This is a genomic window from Bradyrhizobium sp. BR 1432 (assembly GCF_051547705.1).
Taxonomy (GTDB): domain Bacteria; phylum Pseudomonadota; class Alphaproteobacteria; order Rhizobiales; family Xanthobacteraceae; genus Bradyrhizobium; species Bradyrhizobium zhanjiangense.
Window position 1 is genome coordinate 5,015,218 of the sequence record NZ_JBPUGF010000003.1, and the last position, 20,016, is coordinate 5,035,233.

The window sequence follows — 20,016 nt, forward strand, 5'->3', positions numbered from 1 at the left end:
CTAGTCATTGTTTCCAAATGTTGCCGTTGCGCGACAGCCTAGGACGGGCGTTGCCGCGTATGTTCCTCATGGAACTTTTTATTTTTCACGAGGGAATTGCAATGAAGCGGGTTGTGATGGGAATTGTGGCAGCGTCGCTGGTCGCGAGCAGCGCACTGGCCGCTGATCTGGCATCGAAGCCGTACGTGAAGGCCCCCGCCATGGTCGATCCGATCTGGAGCTGGACCGGCTTCTACGCCGGCGCCAATGGGGGCTACAGCTGGGGCCGGTCGAATGCCTCGGTCCTGCCGACCTCACCGCTTGGGGTGAACATCCGACAGAACGTTGATGGAGGACTTGGCGGCGTTCAGGTCGGCTACAACTGGCAAGTCGATCCAAAATGGGTTTTGGGTGTTGAGGCCGATATTCAGGGCACCGGCGAGCGTGGACGTTCGATCGATCCGCTTCTGGCGGTCAGGATCGGTTCGATTGGACTTTCCGGCTCGACCAACAGCAGCACAGATTTCCCGTGGTTTGCGACCTTCCGCGGTCGGGCCGGGCTTTTGGCTGATCCGAGCCTGCTGCTCTATGCGACGGGTGGTTTGGCTGTTGGTGAAGTCAAGTTCGGCACTCAGGCGACGCTGACCGCACAGCTATTCGATGGAAACAGCAACACGCCCATCGGTGGGCCTGTTACGGTCGTCGGTCCGGCGGTGTCAGAGAGCAAGAACTCGCTGGGGTTGGACCGCAGGGGCAGGTGTCGAGAAGAAGTTTAACCGCAACTGGTCAGCCAAGCTCGAATATCTCTACATAGACTTGGGATCGGTCACCTATTTCGGCGGGACCGCCAATTCGACCAGCGTCTCGTTCCACGATCATGTGGTGCGAGCTGGATTTAACTACGCTTTCAACCCGACCCCGGTGGTCGCGAAGTACTGAATCAGAAGGCGGCAACGAGAAGCAAAGCCCGGCCTCGCGCCGGGCTTTGTCGTTGGACTGGTTGAGACGTTCACACCACCTTGGCGTCCCTGAGCTTGGCAATCTCGTCGGCGCCGAAGCCGAATTCTTTCAGCACCTCGTCGGTCTGCTCGCCGAATTCCGGCGGCCGCGCCACCATCTTGCTCGGCGTGCGCGAGAGCGTCACGGGCTGGCTGACCAGGCGGATATGACGGTCCTGGTCGTTCGGCACGTCCTGCGCGATGCCGAGATGCTTGACCTGCGCGTCTTCGAACATCTGGTCGATGGCATAGATCGGCCCGCAGGGCACGCCGGCCTCGTTGAGCTCACGGACCCAGGTCTCGGTCGACTTCGTCACGGTGCGCTTCTCGATCTCGGCGTTGAGCGCGTCGCGGTTCTTGGAGCGGGCAGGGGCCGTCGCGTAGTCGGGATGGCCAAACAGCTCGGGCGCGCCGATCGCCTGGGCGCAGCGCTCCCAGATCCGCCCGCCCGTGGTGGCGATGTTGATGTAGCCGTCCGAGGTCTTGAACACGCCGGTCGGGATGCTGGTCGGGTGGTCGTTGCCGGCCTGCTTGGCCACCTCCTTCTCCATCAGCCAGCGCGCGGCCTGGAAGTCGAGCATGAAGATCTGGGCCTGGAGCAGCGAGGTCTGCACCCATTGGCCCTTGCCGGAGACCTCGCGCTCGAGCAGCGCGGTGAGAATGCCCGTGGCGCAGAACAGGCCCGCCGTGAGATCGGCGACGGGAATGCCGACCCGCATCGGTCCTTCGCCCGGCGCGCCGGTGATCGACATCAGCCCGCCCATGCCCTGCGCGATCTGATCGAAGCCCGGGCGCTTGTGATACGGGCCGTCCTGGCCGAAGCCGGAGATGCTGCCATAGACGATGCGCGGGTTGATCGCGGCGAGGCTCTCATAGTCGATGCCGAGCTTCTTCTTCACGTCGGGGCGGAAATTCTCGACCACGACGTCGGCCCTGGCGGCAAGGCGCTTGAACACGGCGAGCCCGCGCTCGTCTTTCAAGTTGAGCGTCATGGCCCGCTTGTTGCGGTGCAAATTCTGGAAGTCGGAACCCCGCCGGGGGCCGCCCGGCTGTTCGCCGCCGGCGTCCTCGGTCAGCGCATCGATCTTGATGACATTGGCGCCCCAATCCGCGAGCTGCCGCACGCAGGTCGGCCCGGAGCGGACCCGGGTCAGATCGAGCACGGTGAAGCGCGACAGGGCTTCCGAGGCATGCGGTAAGGGCATCGTGAAAGGCTCCGGGACAGATTGCCGGCCCACCATAGTGCCGAAAGGCCCTGCGACAAGTCTGGGCCGGCGCGGATGCCGCTTGTCGAAATGCAATGGCTGGCGCGGTTTGCCGCGCTGCGTGACGGAATCAGCGCGACAGGCGCTTCAGTTCCGCGCGCGCCTTCTCGGCCAGCGGGTCATCGCCGTGGCGCGCAATGAAGAGTTCGAACGCCTCCCGCGTTCCCTTCTGGCGGGCCGCTTCGTATTCCTCGGCCACGGCAACGGCAGGATCGCGGGCCATTGGCATGGTGGGCGAGCGTCCCGCCTTGCCGCTGTCATCCGCATTGGCCTTCTCCACCATGACGGGCAGTCCTTCGAAGGGCGTTTGATCGAATCCAGCGAGCGCCGCAAGGGCGCCAAACAGGCCGGCCGCGAGTGAACGTCGTTTCATGAAACCCTGCAAATCACGGGCGCTGCGGGAACCGAAGTTGCTTGCTCGCGCCCCGTATGATTACTGGATCTCATAGCTAAACAGCGCATTATGGCATAGGTCCGCGGTCTCGCCCCTTTTAAACCAAACGCTTAACCCTCTAGCTAGAATAATCTGTTAACGCCTCGAATTGGATGGGGCCAGCTGCTTCGGAGATTCGCTTTGGCAACCGCAGTTACGGTCACCAAGACCAACAACGCCGATATCGACGGTATGCTGTCAGGCTACAAATGGTCTGGCGTGATCACCTACAGTTTCCCGGATTCGTCCAGCGACTACGCCAATCCGTACACTGGCGGCAGCAGCGAGCCGACCACGTCGGGCTTCGCCTCGGCGCCGACCCAGATGCAGGTCGCGATCAACTACGCCATCGGATTGATCAACGGCTATACCAACGCCAACATCCAATACGCAGGCACGAACGGCGCCGATATCATGATCGCGCAGTCGCCGTCGGCCAACCCGACCTCCTACGCCTACTATCCCGGCAACTATGCCTCCGGCGGCGACATCTGGTTCGGGACTCAATACAACTACTCGCTGGCCAAGCTCGGCAATTATTACTTCGCGACCGCGCTGCACGAACTCGGCCATGCCGTCGGCCTCAAGCACAGCCAGGAGGCCGGTGGTCCGGCCAACGTCGCAGTGCCGACCGCGCACGACGACAGCGAATATACCGTCATGAGCTATCGCAGCTATGTCGGCGCTTCGACCACGGGCGGATACACCAACGAGGCGTACGGATTTTCGCAGACCTATATGGCCAACGATATCCTCGCGCTGCAGACGATGTACGGTGCGAACTTCACAACCCAGAGCAGCAGCACGGTCTACACCTGGAATCCGACCACGGGGCAGGAGTTCATCAACGGCGTCGGGCAGCCCGCGCCGGGCGGCGGCGCCGGCGGCTCGGCCAACCGAATCTACGAGACGGTCTGGGATGGCGGCGGCGTCGATACGTACGACCTGTCGAACTACACGACGAACCTGAGCATCAACCTCAACCCCGGCGCGTCGTCGGTCTTCTCCTCCGTTCAACTGGCCTATCTCGGCGACGGCCATTACGCATCGGGCAACGTCTACAACGCCTATCTCTATAACGGCGACGCGCGCTCCTACATCGACAACGCCATCGGCGGCTCCGGCAACGACACGCTGGTCGGCAACGCCATCGCCAACGCGCTGAGCGGCGCAGGCGGCAACGACACGATCACCGGCGGCGCGGGCAACGACGCCATCAATGGCGGCTCAGGCACGGACACCGCAGTGTATTCGGGCAGCCGGGCCAGCTACACGGTTTCGTACAACGCGACGACGCAGACCTTCACCGTGGCCGACCAGCGCAGCGGCTCACCTGACGGCACCGATACCGTTACCGGTGTCGAATATTTCCAGTTTTCCGATGGTACTTTCGCCAGTTCGACTTTCGTCGCGCCGATCGTGATCGAATCGATCGGGTTCACTAGCCTGGTCCTGTATGGTGGCAATTATTACCTCAACAGCATCAGCACCGGCAGTGGACCAACGCTGAAATATTCGGGGGCTACGGTGATAGCCGCCAATTGGGGGTCATGGTCTGTGGTTGCGGCTGAGCAGGTCTCGGGCGGATATGATGTGGTTTGGAAGGATTTGTTGAGCGGTCATTTTTCTGTCTGGAGCACGGACGGCAACGGCAACTTTCTCGCCACTCTCGGCGCTGCCCCTGAAGTGACCGGGACGGATCCATCTCTGAAGGCGCTGGAGACGACCTTCCAGCAGGATCTCAACGGCGATGGTATGATCGGCATTCCAACCGTCACGATTGAATCTGCGGGATCGACCAGCGTGGTCCTGTCCGCCGACAATTATCACCTGAACAGCATCAGCACGGGTAACGGGCCAACGCTGAAATATGCGGGTGCTGCAGTGAGCGCCGCCCACTGGGGATCATGGTCGGTCATTGCCGCCGAACAGGTGTCAGGTGGCGGGTACGACGTGGTCTGGAAGAATTCGTCGAACGGGCATTACTCGGTCTGGAGCACCGACGGCAGCGGCAACTTTCTCACCACCCTCGCCGCGGCCCCCGAAGTGACGGGCGCCGATACGTCTCTGCAGGCGCTGGAGCCAACGTTGCAGCAGGATCTCAATGGCGATGGTGTGATCGGCATCCCGGGCGGGGGTGCCAGCCCCGTCACGATCGAGGCGGTCGGATTGACGAGCGTGGTCCTGTCCGCCGGCAATTATCACCTGAACACCATCAGCACTGGCACAGGACCCACCCTGAAGTATGGGGGTGCTACGGTGATAGCCGCCAATTGGGGGTCGTGGTCTGTGGTTGCGGCTGAGCAGGTCTCGGGCGGATATGATGTGGTTTGGAAGGATTCGTTGAGCGGACATTTTTCCGTCTGGAGCACGGACAGCAACGGCAACTTTCTCGCCACTCTCGCCGCCGCCCCTGAAGTGACCGGGACCGATCCATCTCTGAAGGGGCTGGAGACGACCTTCCAGCAGGATCTCAACGGCGATGGTGTGATTGGCATTCCAACCGTCACGATTGAATCTGCGGGATCGACCAGCGTGGTCCTGTCCGCCGACAATTATCACCTGAACAGCATCAGCACGGGTAACGGACCAACGCTGAAATACGCGGGTGCCGCAGTGAGCGCCGCCAACTGGGGATCATGGTCGGTCATTGCCGCCGAACAGGTGTCAGGTGGTGGCTACGACGTGGTCTGGAAGAATTCGTCGAACGGGCATTACTCGGTTTGGAGCACCGACGGCAGCGGCAATTTCGTGACGACGCTCGCCGCGGCTCCCGAAGTGCTGGGGACCGATCCGTCCCTGAAAGCACTGGAGCCGACGCTCCAGCAGGATCTCAATGGCGATGGCGCCGTCGGCGCAGCGCCGCTCGCTGCGGATGGTCCCGTGTTCAATTTCAATGACACCTCACTGTCCAGCCCGCCGGAGGCGCCGGATCCCATGCCCGGGTGGGTTGGCGCGGAGGTCACGTCCTCGCCGTCGGGGTCCGCTGAGGCGGTGGTGAACCACGATGCCTCCGTGCCCGTGAGCCCGGTCGACCTTCTGCATGACCTGCACCACAGCGGCTTGCTGCTCGCCTGACGCACGGTTGGCATGCTGACATAGTGCGCCTGTTTTGCCCGACGAGTTCAAACTCGATTCGTAAAATCCGCAGCGCGTTCGAGCCCGGCAGTTAAGTCATTGATAAGGCTGGGTCGGGCTACTGTGCATGGGGTTGTTTTCGCACTTTTTGATGTGCGAGCGTCGAAATGACGATTTTTCTCGATCGCAACGCGCGCATTGCGAACGCTCGCTGCGGGCGATGACAGCTGCGCGCGGAATCAGGTCAGTTCGAGCGAGCGCTTGAAATAGGCGATCGTCTCCTTCAGCCCATCCTCGAGCGCGACCTTCGGCTCCCAGTTCAGCGCCGCCTTCGCCTTGGCGAGGTCGGGCTGGCGCTGCCGCGGGTCGTCTTGCGGCAGCGGCTTGAACACCAGCTTGGAACGCGAACCCGTGAGCTTGATGACCTTTTCGGCGAGTTCGCGGATCGTGAACTCGGAGTTGTTGCCGAGATTGATCGGGCCGGTGACGTCTTCGGGTGTCACCATCAGCCGCGTGATGGCCTCGACGAGGTCGTCGACATAGCAGAAGGAGCGGGTCTGCCCGCCGTCGCCGAACACGGTGATCGGCTCACCCTTGAGGGCCTGGACGATGAAGGACGACACCACGCGACCGTCATTGGGCTGCATGCGCGGGCCGTAGGTGTTGAAGATGCGCGCGACCTTGATCGGCAGGCCGTGCTGACGCCAATAGTCGAAGAACAGCGTCTCGGCGCAACGCTTGCCCTCGTCGTAGCAGGAGCGGATGCCGATCGGGTTGACGTTACCCCAATAGTCCTCGGTCTGCGGATGGATCAGCGGATCGCCATAGACCTCGCTGGTGGAGGCCTGGAAGATGCGCGCCTTGAGCCGCTTGGCGAGGCCGAGCATGTTGATGGCGCCGTGCACCGAGGTCTTGGTGGTCTGCACGGGGTCACGCTGATAGTGGATCGGCGAGGCCGGGCAGGCCAGGTTGAAGATCGCGTCGACCTCGATGTAGAGCGGGAAGGTGACGTCGTGCCGGACCGCCTCGAACAGCGGATTGGCGATCAGATGGGCGATGTTGCGCCGGCTGCCGGTGAAATAATTGTCCGCGGACACCACCTCGGCCCCCGCCTCGAGGAGTTGCTCGCACAGATGCGATCCGATGAAGCCGGCGCCTCCGGTCACGAGGATGCGGCTGTTCTTGTAGCTTTCAAACGGCATGATCGGGTTCCAGGAGGATCTCGGGGCGGACTCGTCCGGTGAGGCCGGCAGAGTGGTATCGGCTACGGGCGGAAAGGCCAATAGGCTTGCATTCTGGCGTGATGATCCTTCAAAAGTCCAGTGGGCCCCGTTGGGGCCGAAATGTTCATTTCCAGCTTGCAGCTGGCTACGCGGCGCTCGTGCGCCGAGCTGCGAGCTTCGCTAGAATTCCCGCCGCTTGAGCCAGGCCCGCGCGCCCCAATGAGCAAAACACCAGGCCGACCTGATCAGCGAGAGCTGTTCGACATTGCGGTAGATCTGCCAGACCCATTTGGCCGAGCGCACCGGGCGGCTGGAGACCGAGGATCCCCTGACGCGGTACCGTGCAAGGTCCTCGTTGAGGCCGTACGCGGTGTGGCCGCGCTCGAGGATCGAGAGCCACAGGCAGAAATCGTCATAGCCCTCGTTCTTCATCGCGATGGGGCCGGCGATCTCGCGGTCGACCATCGCGGTCAGCGTCGCGATCGCGGTGTTCTTCAGCAGCTGGCCATAGCTGAGCGAAGCCGGCACCTCGATCAGCCGTCCGGTGACCGTGTTGGTCTCGTTGATGCGGCGGAAGGCGGTATAGCTGAGCGCAGCCCGCTTCTCCTTGGCGAAGGCGAGCTGCCGCTCGAGCTTTTCGGGCAGCCATAGATCGTCGCTGTCGAGGAAGGCGAGATAGCGGCCCTGTGCGGCGTCGATCGAGGCCTGGCGCGCCAGCGCCGGCCCGCCATTTTTGGCCTGCCGGATCAGCTTGACGCGCGGGTCGCGCTCGCCGATGTCAGCGATGATGCCCGGCGTGTTGTCGGTCGAGCAGTCGTCGGCGATCAGGAGCTCCCAATCGGCGAATGTCTGGCTCTGCACCGAGCGGATCGTCTCCTCGATCAGGCCTTCGACGTTCCAGGACGGTGTGATGATCGAGACGAGCGGCATGATGGGTCCGTTCAGTTCGCACGGGCCGGCTCGGCGATTGCCGCGCGCAAGGTGGCCGCAAAAATGTCGAGCAGCTTGGGATCGCTGATATAGAGCTCGCCCGGATAAGACTGGCGCCAGGCGGACTCGAAATAGGGCGCACCCTTGGCGGGATCGAATGGTCCGCCGGAGAGCGCTTCGCGCAGCCGCGCCGGCACGTCGGCCAGACGATCGACCGCATACACCAGAGGGCAGGAGCGGTAGAATGCATCGCCCATCACCACGACCGGCTTGCCGAGCAGCAGTGCCTCGGCACCCGACTTACTGTTGACGGAGACGACGGCATCGGCGCGATTGAGCACGGTGTAATTGTTGGTCTGCGGCGGCAGCAGCACGAAATTGTCGAACCGGCGTGCGAGCTCGAGCAGGCGGGTGGCCGAGATGGCGCCGATCTGGCGGGATGCTCCTTCACCACGAGCACGTGCGAATCCGGGATCGTGCGCAGCAGGAAGTCGACGGTCGCGACCTGGTCGAGATAGTCCGGCGAGCGTAGCGTCAGCGCCATGTCGGCCGGAACATGGAAGGGGTAGTAGACGAAGGGAGTTTCGGGCATCGGCCGGTAGAGCTTGCGCAGCCGCGTCGCGTTGAGCGCCATCGCGGCGTGCACGCGGGCATGGCGCAGATTGTGTCCGAACTCCTGGTGCTTGCCGAGCGCGAACTGGTCCCAGAGCTTTTCGGCGAGACGATGCGCATTGCGCAAATTGACGACCTTCTTGAACGCCGCCGAATAGTGGTGCTGGTCCTTCTTGGGGATGACGATCGCGCGCTGCGTCAGCGTCTCGTCCAGATAGGCGCGCACCTCGGCGGATACCGCGTCCGCGGGTTTGGCCATCACGTCGGGGGCGGCAAAGCTGTCCGGCGTGAAATACATCCGGCCGCGAAAGAACGAAGGCTCGATGAACCAGTTGCGGATGCCCCGGCGCCTGGCGGCGTGGAAGCTGGCGATGACGGACAGGAAGCCGCCGAGCTCCTGGACCAGTTCGGCGCGTCGCCCCTGCGCCTCCAGCCGGTTCGAGCACTGTCTCCATGGCGTTGGCATAGATCATGAAACGCCGGCGCAGCGCCGCCGTATCGCTGATGCCGAAGGTGAAACGCTCGTGGCTGAACAGGAGATTGGTCCCGTCGAGTCCGTAAAAGGCGACGCGGGCGTCGAACGCCTTGCGATCGTCGGGCGAGGGGCCGGCCTTGAGACCCTCGCGATACATGTTCGTGACCGGCACGCCTTCGGCAACCGACATCTCGGCGCTGCGATCGTCGAAGGCAAGCAGCTCGACGTCATGTCCCGCTAAGCGCAACCGCTGCGCAACCGGAATCCAGAACCGGGTCTGGTATTCGGCAAGCGTGGTGATGAGAATGGTCTTTGCAGTGGTCATGAGTTTATTTGGTGTGTTCGATCGCAATGCTGGCGAGCGGCAGGCCCGTCGTCGCGCAATGCGCGCGTCTTGCCGCAAATTGCGACGGGTTCGCACGATCGTGGGTTGCGATGCGTTGCAGCAGGGTCCTGACGAAGATCGGCTCGATGCGCTTGTCGCGCCGCGCTGGATTGAATTGGCTGCGCAGCCGCTCGGTGACGGCCGAGCCGAGCGCGGCGCTGGCGGCGCCCTTGACAACCTGGCCGAGGCTCGGCTTGGCGCGCGTGCCCTTCACGGTCGCGAGCAGCGAGAGGTAAGGCCGGCGCGACGTCGTTGCGCGGGTCAGAACGTTGGCGACACGTTCGGCGGCTTGCCCGTCGTTGAGATGGAAGAAGGCCTCGATATCGGCAGCGTGAACGCGGGCGAAATCGAAGGTCTCGGTCTCACGCTCGATGTGATCGATTGCGCCGAGGAGCTCATCGAACGAGGCGACCTTCCGGCTCACCCGCGCGGGGAGCGCGGCATGGCCGGCGGTGATCGGCGTGTTCAAATATTCGAGCTGGAGCGGCAGCTTTCCGAGCAATACAGATTCGACGGCCGTGCCGCAGTTGAGATGAACGACCGCGGCCGCATTGCGGATGCGGTCGAGCACGCTGCCGGTGCCGTCGATCAGGACGTTGCCGTGGCGCGCGAGCGCGTTGCGATAGACCTCCTCGCTCTCGAAGGGATGCGGACGCACCAGAATGGTGCGGTCGGGCCGCGCTGCGGCGAGGCGGTCGATCTCGGCGAGATAGTTGGCGAAGACCTGCTTCAGGTCCGCGATGAAGCGATCCACATAGGCGCCATCCCAGCCGGCCCGCACCATCGCCTCGCGCTCGCCGCCGGGCTTGCCGGTGAAGCGTGAATTGACCAGCGGGAAGTTGGCATTGACGAGCAGGTAGCCGCGCGGTTCGCCATCGAGCAGCGCGCGCCAGCGCGGGGCTGCAAAATCGAAGCGCGGACATCCGGTGAGATGAAGATGCTCCGGAGGCATGGTTCCGGCCGCCAGGAAGGCATCATGCAGCCGGTTGCCCCAGAAGAAATAGCCCGCCAGGACGTTGGCGTAACCGCTGTCCTTGATATGTGCGGCCATCGCCGGCGGCGAGTTGCCGCCCTTTTCCGCGAGCACGCCGCCTTCGGTATCGAGGACGTACAGCGCGAGTCCGGCTTTGGCAAAGCTGCGCATCAGGTCGAGATTGACGGGACGCGCATAGTCGACGACCAGCGCGTTCGAGCCCCAGCCGCGGGACATCGACGGCCTGCTCGTACATCGGCACCAGCGCGACCGCGACGCCGCGCCGCGCGAGCTGATAACCGAGCATGACTGCCCCCGGCAGGTCACGCTTGGGGTGATCGACCACCAGGCCTATGCGCACCGTTTGCGTCTCCTCGTGTCGACCAAGGCGTTCATCGATCTCCCGAACATGCTGATGCGAATGGCTAGGTCGACGCCCAGCCGAAGCGGTGGCCAAGTTCCGCGAAGATCGCCCGCTGGCGGTCTTCCAGAACGAGAAAATACTGTATGGCCCAGCTCACCGCGCAGAACGAGGCGATCGCAAGTCCGAGCCCCCAGAAGCTGTCGATGGCCAAATGGTCTGCAAGCTCGAGTAGCAGCAGGCCCAAGACCACGAAAATGACAGCCTGGGCGAGAAGTGCTCTAATGAGGCGGTAGGAGTCAAGCTGCAACCCGCGGCTCACGGCCCCGATCTGCAACGGTAGAATGACGGCGTTCCCAACCACTTGGCCAAGGATCAGCGCTCGTTCGTCGAACAGGTGCAGCGTCGCAACCGCCACCGCAGCCCACACCGCCAATTGATAGATCATGAGCCGGTTCAGGCGCGACTGCACGTCTGTGCGGGTCAGGAACATGACGTTGCCGAAGGCGAGGTACTGAGCGCAGATCGGCACCACGAAGCTCAGGCCCATCCAGAAGGCGTAGGGAGCCATCTGTGGTCCGATCCATACCTGCATGATCTCGCGCGACAGCATGGCGGCCGCCATCAGCGGCGGCACCGTGAACATGGGCAGGATGATGAGGCCGAATTCACCGAGGCGCTGGAACGCCGCAGCGTTACCGCGCTCGTCCAGGCGGCTTGCCACCGGCAGCAAGGCGGACGTCAGGAGACCGACGACGATCTTTGACACCCGTGGCAGCCGGACCAGGGTGTCGTACACGCCGACACCTTTGGGCCCGAATAAGAGGCCGACCAGGAAAGGCTGAATCGGCAGCGCCAAGCCGCCCGTCAGCTTGCCTTGCGCGAACAGCGCGCAGCGGTGGAACAGCTCACGCCGGATCGGCGCGTCCCACATCGCGAGCCTGACCTTGCGCACGACGGCGACGAAGGCTGCGATGAACACCAGACATGCGCGCATCAAGGTGCTGGCGAGATAGATATAGGCCACCAGCTCGAACGAGGCTGCGGCGCTGGCCACCCAGATCGTACACGCCACATAGGCGATCGTGGAGCTCACCTCGGCCAGCCGCAGGACATTGTAGCGCTCAAAGCCCTTGACGATGCCTTCCCAGACCAGCGCGGGGATCAGCACCAGGTTGGCGAGCGCGGTGTAGCGCAAGATTTGCGCAAACCTGTCGGCGTGAGCGGTATCGACACGGAGCGCGATGGTCAGGTAAGGCGCGCTGATCCAGATCGTGACCGCGAGCAGTCCTGCGAGGACGGCGGCCATCACGGTGAGAAGCGCGAGTTGTTGGCCTGCAACGCGCCAATTGCGATGTTCGCGCGCCCGCGCGACCGCTTGCGTCGTGACTTCGGAGAGGCCGAGATCGAGCAGCCCCATCATGCCGCTCGGCAGCAGGATGCGGGCCAGCACGATGAGGCCGAACTCGGTCACGCCCCAGGTGCGGATGATGACGGGGATGACGACCAAGCCGAGCACCGCCGCAATCCCGAAGGCTGCGCTGGATATCAGCGTGTTGCGGATCAACTGTCTGACCATGCTCCGCCGCTCACCACGCGCTCAGGCCGCCATCGACCGCGATGTTCTGGCCGGTGACGTAGGACGCCGCATCGGAGACCAGAAACAGCACCGCGCCGACCATCTCGTCGGACTTGGCCATGCGGCCAAGTGGAATGCGGGCGCTGTAGCGTTGCTTGAAGGTCTCGTTCTGCCCGCTCTCCACCCCGCCCGGGGTGAGCGTATTGACGCGAACGCCCTTGCTCGCCCAGTAGGTTGCCAGGTGCTTGGTCAGGCCGATGACACCGGCTTTAGACGCCGTGTAGACTGCGGGCGTGTTGATGGCGCGGCCGAGATATTCGGAGCCTTCGTAGATGCGCTGGTCGGGCGCCATCAGGCCATAGATCGAGGCGGTCTGCACGATGGCGCCGTAGCCGCGCTCGGCCATTCGGCCGCCGAACACCTGCGCGACGTTGAACATGCCGTCAAGATTGACCGCCATGATCTCGCGCCACGTCTCCTGGGAGAATTTCTCGACCGGCGCGAAGAAGGCATCGATGTCGCGGGTCTTGCTGGCGGCATTGTTGAGAAGGATCGAGACCGGTCCAAGGTCGGCCTCGATCGCATCGGCCGTATTGCGCACCGCATCGGGGCTGGTGATGTCGCAGCCATAGCCCCTGGCGCGGACGGCATGGCGTGAGGCGACGTCGGCTGCCGCCGCATCGGTCGCGGCCTGATCGAGATCGACGATCGCGACATTGGCGCCGAACTCGGCGAGGCCATCGGCGAAGCGACGCCCGAGGATGCCGCACCCGCCGGTGACGACGGCCGTGCGGCCGGTCAGATCGAACAAAGCCTTGAAGCTCGTAGTCATCGCTTGAGGCTCCTCAGGCCGGCAATCGTTGGCGCAGCAACAGTTCCACCAACGCAAAATCGAGGTCAGAATCGATGTCGATCGAGCGCTCTTCCGGCATTTCGAACAGACGCGTGTCCGGATAGAACACCGCGGGCTGCTCCAGGAATGGCGCGACGCGCCAGACATAGATCGACGCGTTCATGTCGAAGCAGCGCGGCGCATCCTGCCGGCGCGTAATCGGAGGATTGGCGGATTTGGAGAGGCCGACGCTGCCGTCGCTGCGCTGCTCGACCAGGTTGAAATAGGGGGAACGCCGCGCCGGTGCTCCGGTGATGACATTGCGGGCGCCGCTCTCGCGCAGCAGCGCCACCGCACCGGCGATGTCGGAGGCAAGCCTGAGCGGCGAGGTGACGTCGAGATCGACGAAGATCTCCGGCGTCCTGCCCGTTTGCGCGATGGCCTTCTCGAGGCAATGGCGGATCGCCGGCAGTTTTGGCGCGGTATCGGTCGCCATCTCGTCCGGGCGCCTGACCGCGATGTCGGCGCCGGCCTTCAGCGCCGCGTCGAGCAGGGCGTCCGAATCGCTGCTGAAGGCGATTGCATCGAACAGGCCGGTCTCGCGCGCCTGCTCGATGCTCCATGCGAGTACGGGCTTGCCCAGAAGATCGCGCGCATTCTTGCCGACGACCCCCTTCGAGCCGCCTCGCGCGCAGATGGTGCAGACGAGACTCATGGCGATATCCAGGTCTTGCTGCGCAGCGCGCGCTCGCTGGCGTCGATCAGATGCACGACGCCGAGCGCCTCGGGCAGCGAGCAGGCCGGGCTCGCGCCACGCATCGCGGCGAGATGCATGTCGCGGTAAGTCTGGTCGCGCTCGCAGGGGATCTCCGTCGCCTTGCCGTTGACCGTGAGGCGGCTGCCGGCCAGATCGGCCTCGATGGTGTCGTCGTCGACATTGATGCGAATGCGGCGGACGCCTTGGCGATCGAGATAATCCATATGGACGTGGACCGATGGCGCCCGCTGCATGTCGAGCAGCAGGTCGAGATGGTCGTCGACGTCGAGGTCGCGCGCGCCGGACGCGCCGCCCAGTGCCGCGACGCGGTGCCACGGCCCGAACAACCACAAGAGATAGTCCAATTCGTGGCTGAGATCCCGCAGCACGCCGCCTCCGGCTTCAGCCGTGGCGGATGCGGTCGCACGATGATCGCGGCCGGGCCGCCAGTCCCTGATGTCCTGGCCGACATAGGCGGCGACCGTGATCACGTCGCGTCCATGCAATCTCTCGGCGAGCGCCGTCATCACGGGATGGAACCGCAGATTGTATCCGACGCTGACATGGGAAAACGGATATTTCGGTGGCGATGCCGGCGTGGCGAATAGCGGCTTTTCGACAAGCACCTTGCCGTGGAAGCCAGCCTGCGCGAGCTCTTGCAGATCGTCGGCATGGCGCGCCGTCTCGGTGGCGATCACCGCGTAATCCGGTTGCGCACCCGCAAGCGCCTGCGCGATCGATCCGTAGTCGCCGCCTGCGCGGCGGCTGACGGTCGCGACCTGAAGGCCAAGCCCGCGCAGGACGCGCGCATGCCTTGTGCCGATCGAGCCGAGGCCAACCACGACGGCGGTTGTCGCGGTCACGGGAAGACCTCGTGAAATTCCGCATGCGCCTGCTCGAAATCCTCCAGGCGGCCGATGTCGAGCCAATATTCGCGGATCGGATAAACCGCGACGCGCCCCTTGTCGGCGATAACGCGCTCCAGCACAGTCGGCATATCGATCCTGACGCCGGGCGCGACATGGCTGAAGACGGAGCTGCCGACCACATAGATGCCGGCACTGACGAACCAGCTCTCGGTCGGCTTCTCGCGGATCGCATCGAGAAAACCGTCCGACGTGGATACCACGCCATAGGGCACGTGCACCTTGTGCTCGCGCACCGCCATCGTCGCTTCCGCCGGTGTTCCGTTGTGGAAGTCGAGAAGAGCGCCGTAGTTGATCGTGGTGAGGATGTCGCCGTTGGTGACGATCATCGGCAAAGCCGGTGGCGTCCGGAAGAGACCGAGCGCGCCTGCCGTCCCCAGGCGCTCCGTTTCGTGCACGTACTGGATATTTGCGCCGAAGGCGCTGCCATCCGCAAAATGGTCCTTGATCGCCTCGGCCTTGTAGTTGACCGAGATGAAGATGTTGCCAAAGCCCTGCTGCACGACGTTGCGGACGATCGTCTCGAGCAGCGGCCGGCCGCCGACATTGAGCATCGGCTTCGGCACCTCGCGCGTCAGCGCGCCCAGGCGCTCGCCGAGGCCGCCCGCCATGATCAGGACCGGATTCGGATAATGGCGCGGTTCGAGCAGCTCATCGAGCGTCTCGACCACGACCAGATGGCCGCCCTCGTCGACGAGCGGCAGCTGCTTGATCGACTTCTGCCGCATCAACTGCAGCCGGTCCTCGCGCGGCAGCGTCGCAGGAACCGACACCGGCGCTCGGTTCATGATATCGGTCGCAAGGCCGGTCAGCGGGATGCCACGCAGCAGCCCGCGCCTCACGTCACCGTCGGTGACCACGCCGAGCAGGCGATTCTGGTGATCGAGCACCAGTGCAATCTGGATGCTTCCGCTCTCGATGGCGGCAATGGCCTCGCCCACGGTCGCCTGCGTTCCGACGACGGCCTTACGCCAGGATTTCATGGCAATCTGCCTCGTATACGCCAGATATGGGGGAGCGGGCCAGGGCTGAGCCTGCTATATCGCGGCTGCGAGAGGCGGCGTCAACCCCGGCGACGTTCCTCGGGCCGCCCGTTAACCCCAGCGTTTCGCGGTCCGAATCAGCGGTTTGAAGGCCGGCGATCCGGCCGTTAAGATCACCCCGCGCAGGGGAATCGCGATGGATGATCTCATCATCATAGGGGGCGGCGAGCATGCCTTCATGGTCTACGAGGCGGCGTTGTTGTCCGGCCGGTTTAGGGTCCTCGGCTTTCTCGATCGGCAACCTGGAACGCTCGGCGACCTCAGCTATCTCGGAACCGACGCGGCCGCGCTGAAATATCCGGATGCCGCCTTTGTGGTCGGAATCGGATCGATGCAGGCGGGGCCCGCACGCCGGCAGATGGTGGGCCGCATGCAGGTCAAGCGCTGGGCGTCCGTGATTCATCCGCGCGCGATTGTGTCGCCGTCAGCCGAGATCGGCACCGGCGCAGTCATTATGCCGGGCGCGATCGTCAATGCGCGGAGCCGGATCGGCGATCACTGCATCATCAACTCGGGCGCCATCGTCGAACACGACGTGCGGGTCGGCGACTGCACACATCTGTCGCCGGGGACGGTAATCGGCGGCGGTGCGGAGATCGGCGAGAACTGCTTCGTCGGTCTCGGCAGCCGGGTCAGGGACCACATCGCGATCGGCAACGACACGCTGGTTGCGATGGGATCGGTGGTTACGGCCCCATGGCCCCCAGGGTCCATTCTTCGGGGCGTTCCAGCAAAGCCGCAAGGCTAGAGCGGATCGTCCGGCTCGAGCGCGCGCGGCGCTGCCGTTCCGATCAGCGACCAATAGTCGATCGGCGGCCGGCCTGCGCCGGGCCGCTTGGCAGTGATGTCGGCAGGGCCGATGGTCTCGCCGACCCTCAGGGCGCGCGCCGCGACGAGGCTCTTGCGCGCCACCGGCACATTCCTGATCTCGGATTCCTTCGGCGCTTTCACGCCGTCGCCGAGCGCGCGTTCGACGTTGCGGATGGCCGCGACCATGCGCTTGAAATCGTCAGGCTCCAGCGAGGCCGCGTGATCGGGGCCTTGCGCGCTGCGGTCGAGAGTCAGGTGTTTTTCGATGGTCGTGGCGCCGAGCGCGACGGCGGCGACCGCAACTTCAAAACCGTCGGTATGATCGGAATAGCCGACCGGAAGCTGGAATGACGACCGCATTGTCGCCATCGCGGCGAGGTTCACGTCACCGATGGGGCAAGGATATTCGGTCGTGCAATGGAGCAGGCTGACGTGCCGTGCGAGCGCGGAGCGCGCCGCCGGATCGCGCCACGCCGCGCGGAAGGCGGCGATGCCGGGCCGATCATTGCGCGCGCCGTAGCCATGGGCGAGCACCCCCAGCGCTTCTTCGATCTCGCCGAGCGTTGCCATGCCGGTCGACAGGATGAGCATCGCGCCGGCCTTCGCTGCAGCATGCAGCAGCGGCGCATTGGTGAGATCACCCGATCCGATCTTGATGCGCGGCAGTTTCAGCGACAGCAGGAAGGCGAGCGAGGCGTCGTCGAACGGCGTCGACAGGAATTCAATGCCGCGCTCCTTGGCGCGCGCGATCAGCGTGTGATGCGCGGCTTGTGGCAATTCGAGCCGTTCCAGCATGGCAAGCTGGCTCTCGGCGGCATCCGTCGCTCGTTGCTGATAATCGGCCTTTTTCGCCGCGCCGCCCGCGAGCGCCTTTGCGTTGAACGTCTGGAACTTGACGATGTCGGCGCCGGCATCGGCGGCCGCGTCGACCAGCGCCAGTGCTTTCTCCAGGCTGCCGTCATGATTGACGCCGGCTTCCGCGATGATCAGCGTGTGCGTCGTCATGGCCGCGCTCCACTTGCCGGAATTCGTAAAAACCCTTTGCCAGAAGCTGCCTGAAATCCGGGATGCCGGCGACGATTTCGGCGAATTGCCGGCTCGATGCGCCATCGCCATAAGGGTTGCCGGTCGCCTGCCGGCCGCGCTGCAAGGCTTCAGCGATGGCGCCGGCAATCGCGTTGCGCTCGGGCGCCGCATGAAACACCGAGGCCGCGCGCTCGCGCCCCTTCTGACGGTCGCCAATGTCGACCGTGGGAACGCCGAAGGAGGGGGCTTCGAGCACGCCGCTGGAGGAATTGCCGATCACCACATCCACCTGGCTCATCAGGCTGAGATAGCGAAGCTGCCCGAGCGAGGCGACCGCGATCGTGTTCGGGCGGTCAGCCGCGAAAGCCTCGATCCTGGCGTTCAGCGCACGGCCCTCGGCATCGGCGTTGGCAAGCGTGAACGCGAAGCGAAAGGCAGGATCGAGCGTCGATAATGCCGCGAACAATTCGTCCAGCTCAGCCACCGAACGCCCGGCTTCAACCGTGACGGGATGGAACGTGATGAGCGCATTGCGTTCGCCGAGCGGCATCCCGAGCGCGCGGCCGATGCCGTCGCGGTCCATCAGATCGAGATGCTTGATGGCGTCGATGCCGACCGAGCCGATGGTGTGAATGCGGGACGGATGCTCGCCAAGCTGGATCAGCCGCTGCGTCGAACCCTGATTGCTGGTGAAATGCAGGTGCGCCATCTTGCTGATGGCGTGGCGGGTCGATTTGTCGATCGCGCCTTCGGTGACGTCGCCGCCGAACAGATGCGCCATCGGCAGTCGCATGAACATCGCGGCCTGCGCGGCCGCGAACATCTCGAAGCGGTCGCCGAGCACGACGACGAGATCCGGTTGCAGGCGTGTGAAGGCGTCGGCAAAGCCGATCACACCGAGCCCGACTGATTTAGCGACACCGGCACCGGAGTCACTGCTGAGCAGCGACTTCGACACGCTCGTCGACCTCGAAGCCCTCCTCGCGAATGGCGTTGAAGGTATAGCCGAACTCCGGCGCAAAATGCATGCCGGTGGCGACGAGCTGAAGTGTCAGGCCGGGCGTTTCCCGGATCGCGCGCATCGGCCAGACCAGCAGCCCGAAATCGGCGCGGCTGCCCGTGACGAAGCAGATCTTTCGCGCGACATTATTCATCAAGGGCCCTGATGCTGGCGCTGCTGGGTAGGTTGATCAGCCGGCGTTCGATGGATTTGGCGGTCGACAGGTCGCCGCGCGGGCTTTGCGCGAACATCGGCAGCTTGTGCATCAAGGTCCAGGCCGGACGCGCGCCAAAACCGGCGTCGTCGAGCGCGGCGAGAAGGTCGTCGCGCCGGCCGGCATGGGCTTCGTCGAGCAGGATCGCATTCAGCCAGTAATTGCTCGTGGTATTCTTCGGCTCGTGCGAGAAGCGGACGCCGGGAATATCCGCAAAGGCACGCTGATAGGCCGAAGCCAATTTGCGTTTGCTGGCCAGGAAGCCGTCGAGCTGCTCGAGTTGGGCGCAGCCGAGCGCCGCATTCAGGTTGGGCAGGCGGTAGTTGAAGCCGACCTCGTCGTGGATGAAGGCCCATTTGTGCGGCAGCTTCGCGGTCGTCGTCAGGTGCTTGGCGCGACGCCCCAGCTCTTCGTCATTGCTCAGGATGGCGCCGCCGCCGCCCGTGGTCACGATCTTGTTGCCGTTGAAGCTGAGCGCTGCCAGGCGTGCCTGCGATCCGACCGCGCGGCCCTTGTAGGTCGACCCCAGCGATTCCGCGGCATCCTCAACCAGCGCGATGTTCCAATCATCCGCAAGGGCGGCGATCGCATCCAAATCGACGGGGTGCCCGAACGTGTGCATCGGGGCGATCGCCGCGATGCGGCGGCCGGTCTCGCGATTGATGGTGCCGGCTGCAGTCTTCTGCGCGACCGCGTCTAGTCGCACCGCGAGCGCGCGCGCATCCATGCCCAGCGTTTCGAACGAGCTGTCGACAAAGTGCGGCGTTGCCCCGCAATAGGCGATCGCATTCGTCGTCGCGATGAAGGTCAGCGCAGGTGAGATGACCTCGTCGCCGGGCTCGACGCCGGCAAGCCGGAAGCAGGCATGCAGCGCGGCCGTGCCATTGACGACGGCGACTGCGCGTTTGGCGCCGGTGACCTCCTCGAGCATGCGCTCGAACCGATCGACGAACGGGCCGACCGAGGAGACGAAGGTGCTCTTGATGCACTCTTCGAGATAGGCGACCTCGTTGCCGGCAAACACCGGCTCGTGCAGGCCGAGGACTCCGTTAGGTGTCCCCACCGCGCGCCGCACGGCATCGACGATCGTCTTTGGCTCGAAGGTTGATTTGGTCAC

General features: G+C 64.2%; 21 protein-coding genes. 5 read left to right on the plus strand and 16 right to left on the minus strand.

Features of this window, described 5'->3' with window-relative positions:
* The first annotated feature begins 59 nt into the window (after positions 1 to 59).
* The gene (locus ACSKB8_RS24095; protein ID WP_438110658.1) at positions 60 to 755 is read left to right on the plus strand and encodes an outer membrane protein; all 696 of its coding nucleotides are present in this window, start codon (positions 60 to 62) and stop codon (positions 753 to 755) included.
* Positions 640 to 918, plus strand: a complete 279-nt coding sequence (locus ACSKB8_RS24100; protein ID WP_438106850.1) for an outer membrane protein — start codon at positions 640 to 642, stop codon at positions 916 to 918. Before ACSKB8_RS24095 ends, ACSKB8_RS24100 begins: the two co-directional genes overlap by 116 nt.
* 70 nt (positions 919 to 988) lie before the next feature.
* Here the strand turns inward: ACSKB8_RS24100 and ACSKB8_RS24105 are convergent, their stop codons facing one another.
* Positions 989 to 2,182: a CaiB/BaiF CoA transferase family protein gene (locus ACSKB8_RS24105; RefSeq protein ID WP_438106851.1), complete on the minus strand. Its 1,194-nt coding sequence runs from the start codon at positions 2,180 to 2,182 to the stop codon at positions 989 to 991.
* A 130-nt stretch (positions 2,183 to 2,312) separates the two neighbouring features.
* Complete coding sequence (locus ACSKB8_RS24110; protein WP_438110660.1) at positions 2,313 to 2,615, minus strand: hypothetical protein; 303 nt, start codon at positions 2,613 to 2,615, stop codon at positions 2,313 to 2,315.
* 252 nt (positions 2,616 to 2,867) lie between these two features.
* Between ACSKB8_RS24110 and ACSKB8_RS24115 the strand changes: the two genes are divergently transcribed.
* Positions 2,868 to 5,753 carry a M10 family metallopeptidase C-terminal domain-containing protein gene (locus ACSKB8_RS24115; protein ID WP_438106853.1) on the plus strand — a complete coding sequence of 962 codons (2,886 nt, stop codon included), beginning with the start codon at positions 2,868 to 2,870 and terminating at the stop codon, positions 5,751 to 5,753.
* Positions 5,754 to 5,992: 239 nt separating this feature from the next.
* Here the strand turns inward: ACSKB8_RS24115 and ACSKB8_RS24120 are convergent, their stop codons facing one another.
* The 4 genes from ACSKB8_RS24120 to ACSKB8_RS24135 all read right to left on the minus strand — a co-directional run bounded on the left by ACSKB8_RS24120 (position 5,993) and on the right by ACSKB8_RS24135 (position 8,777).
* Positions 5,993 to 6,955, minus strand: coding sequence for a UDP-glucuronic acid decarboxylase family protein (locus ACSKB8_RS24120; RefSeq protein WP_438106855.1), 963 nt, complete (start codon positions 6,953 to 6,955; stop codon positions 5,993 to 5,995).
* Positions 6,956 to 7,156: 201 nt separating this feature from the next.
* Positions 7,157 to 7,906 carry a glycosyltransferase family 2 protein gene (locus ACSKB8_RS24125; protein ID WP_370990626.1) on the minus strand — a complete coding sequence of 250 codons (750 nt, stop codon included), beginning with the start codon at positions 7,904 to 7,906 and terminating at the stop codon, positions 7,157 to 7,159.
* A gap of 11 nt (positions 7,907 to 7,917) precedes the next feature.
* Entirely contained in the window at positions 7,918 to 8,280 is a 363-nt protein-coding gene (locus tag ACSKB8_RS24130; RefSeq protein WP_438106857.1) for a capsular polysaccharide export protein, LipB/KpsS family, read from the minus strand.
* Entirely contained in the window at positions 8,163 to 8,777 is a 615-nt protein-coding gene (locus ACSKB8_RS24135) for a hypothetical protein (RefSeq protein ID WP_438110912.1), read from the minus strand. The genes ACSKB8_RS24130 and ACSKB8_RS24135 overlap by 118 nt, the downstream gene beginning before the upstream one ends.
* Here ACSKB8_RS24135 and ACSKB8_RS24140 point away from each other — a divergent pair.
* Entirely contained in the window at positions 8,770 to 9,234 is a 465-nt protein-coding gene (locus ACSKB8_RS24140; RefSeq protein ID WP_438110914.1) for a hypothetical protein, read from the plus strand. The genes ACSKB8_RS24135 and ACSKB8_RS24140 overlap by 8 nt on opposite strands.
* Positions 9,235 to 9,322: 88 nt before the next feature.
* Here the strand turns inward: ACSKB8_RS24140 and ACSKB8_RS24145 are convergent, their stop codons facing one another.
* The 6 genes from ACSKB8_RS24145 to ACSKB8_RS24170 form a co-directional block, all read right to left on the minus strand.
* Positions 9,323 to 10,588, minus strand: a complete 1,266-nt coding sequence (locus ACSKB8_RS24145) for a surface carbohydrate biosynthesis protein (RefSeq protein WP_438106859.1) — start codon at positions 10,586 to 10,588, stop codon at positions 9,323 to 9,325.
* A 188-nt stretch (positions 10,589 to 10,776) separates the two neighbouring features.
* Positions 10,777 to 12,291, minus strand: a complete 1,515-nt coding sequence (locus tag ACSKB8_RS24150) for a hypothetical protein (RefSeq protein ID WP_438106861.1) — start codon at positions 12,289 to 12,291, stop codon at positions 10,777 to 10,779.
* A 10-nt stretch (positions 12,292 to 12,301) separates the two neighbouring features.
* Positions 12,302 to 13,123, minus strand: coding sequence for an SDR family oxidoreductase (locus ACSKB8_RS24155; RefSeq protein ID WP_438106862.1), 822 nt, complete (start codon positions 13,121 to 13,123; stop codon positions 12,302 to 12,304).
* Positions 13,124 to 13,136: 13 nt separating this feature from the next.
* Positions 13,137 to 13,838, minus strand: a complete 702-nt coding sequence (locus ACSKB8_RS24160; protein WP_438106864.1) for an acylneuraminate cytidylyltransferase family protein — start codon at positions 13,836 to 13,838, stop codon at positions 13,137 to 13,139.
* Entirely contained in the window at positions 13,835 to 14,743 is a 909-nt protein-coding gene (locus ACSKB8_RS24165) for a Gfo/Idh/MocA family protein (RefSeq protein WP_438106866.1), read from the minus strand. The genes ACSKB8_RS24160 and ACSKB8_RS24165 overlap by 4 nt, the downstream gene beginning before the upstream one ends.
* Positions 14,740 to 15,789 (minus strand): nucleotidyltransferase family protein, encoded by a 1,050-nt coding sequence (locus tag ACSKB8_RS24170; RefSeq protein WP_438106867.1) that lies wholly within the window; start codon positions 15,787 to 15,789, stop codon positions 14,740 to 14,742. Before ACSKB8_RS24170 ends, ACSKB8_RS24165 begins: the two co-directional genes overlap by 4 nt.
* 196 nt (positions 15,790 to 15,985) lie before the next feature.
* On the opposite strand from ACSKB8_RS24170, the gene ACSKB8_RS24175 reads away from it, so the two are divergent.
* Entirely contained in the window at positions 15,986 to 16,597 is a 612-nt protein-coding gene (locus tag ACSKB8_RS24175) for an acetyltransferase (protein ID WP_438106869.1), read from the plus strand.
* On the opposite strand, the gene neuB is transcribed toward ACSKB8_RS24175, so the two are convergent.
* Genes neuB through ACSKB8_RS24195 form a run of 4 tightly spaced genes read right to left on the minus strand, consistent with a single transcriptional unit; the run spans position 16,594 to position 20,016 of the window.
* A complete protein-coding gene (neuB, locus tag ACSKB8_RS24180) occupies positions 16,594 to 17,664 on the minus strand; it encodes an N-acetylneuraminate synthase (RefSeq protein ID WP_438106871.1) in 1,071 nt (356 codons plus the stop codon). The two genes, ACSKB8_RS24175 and neuB, sit on opposite strands and share 4 nt — an antisense overlap.
* Complete coding sequence (neuC, locus tag ACSKB8_RS24185) at positions 17,618 to 18,643, minus strand: UDP-N-acetylglucosamine 2-epimerase (RefSeq protein ID WP_438106873.1); 1,026 nt, start codon at positions 18,641 to 18,643, stop codon at positions 17,618 to 17,620. The genes neuB and neuC overlap by 47 nt, the downstream gene beginning before the upstream one ends.
* Positions 18,618 to 18,839, minus strand: a complete 222-nt coding sequence (locus tag ACSKB8_RS24190; protein ID WP_438106875.1) for a hypothetical protein — start codon at positions 18,837 to 18,839, stop codon at positions 18,618 to 18,620. The genes neuC and ACSKB8_RS24190 overlap by 26 nt, the downstream gene beginning before the upstream one ends.
* Positions 18,832 to 20,016: a LegC family aminotransferase gene (locus ACSKB8_RS24195; RefSeq protein WP_438106876.1), complete on the minus strand. Its 1,185-nt coding sequence runs from the start codon at positions 20,014 to 20,016 to the stop codon at positions 18,832 to 18,834. The genes ACSKB8_RS24190 and ACSKB8_RS24195 overlap by 8 nt, the downstream gene beginning before the upstream one ends.

Bases quoted from the DNA above. Each gene is read 5' to 3' on its own strand.
- ACSKB8_RS24095 (WP_438110658.1), top strand. From the start codon at position 60: ATGTTCCTCATGGAACTTTTTATTTTTCACGAGGGAATTGCAATGAAG.
- ACSKB8_RS24100 (WP_438106850.1), top strand. From the start codon at position 640: ATGGAAACAGCAACACGCCCATCGGTGGGCCTGTTACGGTCGTCGGTC.
- ACSKB8_RS24105 (WP_438106851.1), bottom strand. From the start codon at position 2,182: ATGCCCTTACCGCATGCCTCGGAAGCCCTGTCGCGCTTCACCGTGCTC.
- ACSKB8_RS24110 (WP_438110660.1), bottom strand. From the start codon at position 2,615: ATGAAACGACGTTCACTCGCGGCCGGCCTGTTTGGCGCCCTTGCGGCG.
- ACSKB8_RS24115 (WP_438106853.1), top strand. From the start codon at position 2,868: ATGCTGTCAGGCTACAAATGGTCTGGCGTGATCACCTACAGTTTCCCG.
- ACSKB8_RS24120 (WP_438106855.1), bottom strand. From the start codon at position 6,955: ATGCCGTTTGAAAGCTACAAGAACAGCCGCATCCTCGTGACCGGAGGC.
- ACSKB8_RS24125 (WP_370990626.1), bottom strand. From the start codon at position 7,906: ATGCCGCTCGTCTCGATCATCACACCGTCCTGGAACGTCGAAGGCCTG.
- ACSKB8_RS24135 (WP_438110912.1), bottom strand. From the start codon at position 8,777: ATGGCCAAACCCGCGGACGCGGTATCCGCCGAGGTGCGCGCCTATCTG.
- ACSKB8_RS24145 (WP_438106859.1), bottom strand. From the start codon at position 10,588: ATGTCCCGCGGCTGGGGCTCGAACGCGCTGGTCGTCGACTATGCGCGT.
- ACSKB8_RS24150 (WP_438106861.1), bottom strand. From the start codon at position 12,291: ATGGTCAGACAGTTGATCCGCAACACGCTGATATCCAGCGCAGCCTTC.
- ACSKB8_RS24155 (WP_438106862.1), bottom strand. From the start codon at position 13,123: ATGACTACGAGCTTCAAGGCTTTGTTCGATCTGACCGGCCGCACGGCC.
- ACSKB8_RS24160 (WP_438106864.1), bottom strand. From the start codon at position 13,838: ATGAGTCTCGTCTGCACCATCTGCGCGCGAGGCGGCTCGAAGGGGGTC.
- ACSKB8_RS24170 (WP_438106867.1), bottom strand. From the start codon at position 15,789: ATGAAATCCTGGCGTAAGGCCGTCGTCGGAACGCAGGCGACCGTGGGC.
- ACSKB8_RS24175 (WP_438106869.1), top strand. From the start codon at position 15,986: ATGGATGATCTCATCATCATAGGGGGCGGCGAGCATGCCTTCATGGTC.
- neuB (WP_438106871.1), bottom strand. From the start codon at position 17,664: ATGACGACGCACACGCTGATCATCGCGGAAGCCGGCGTCAATCATGAC.
- ACSKB8_RS24190 (WP_438106875.1), bottom strand. From the start codon at position 18,839: ATGAATAATGTCGCGCGAAAGATCTGCTTCGTCACGGGCAGCCGCGCC.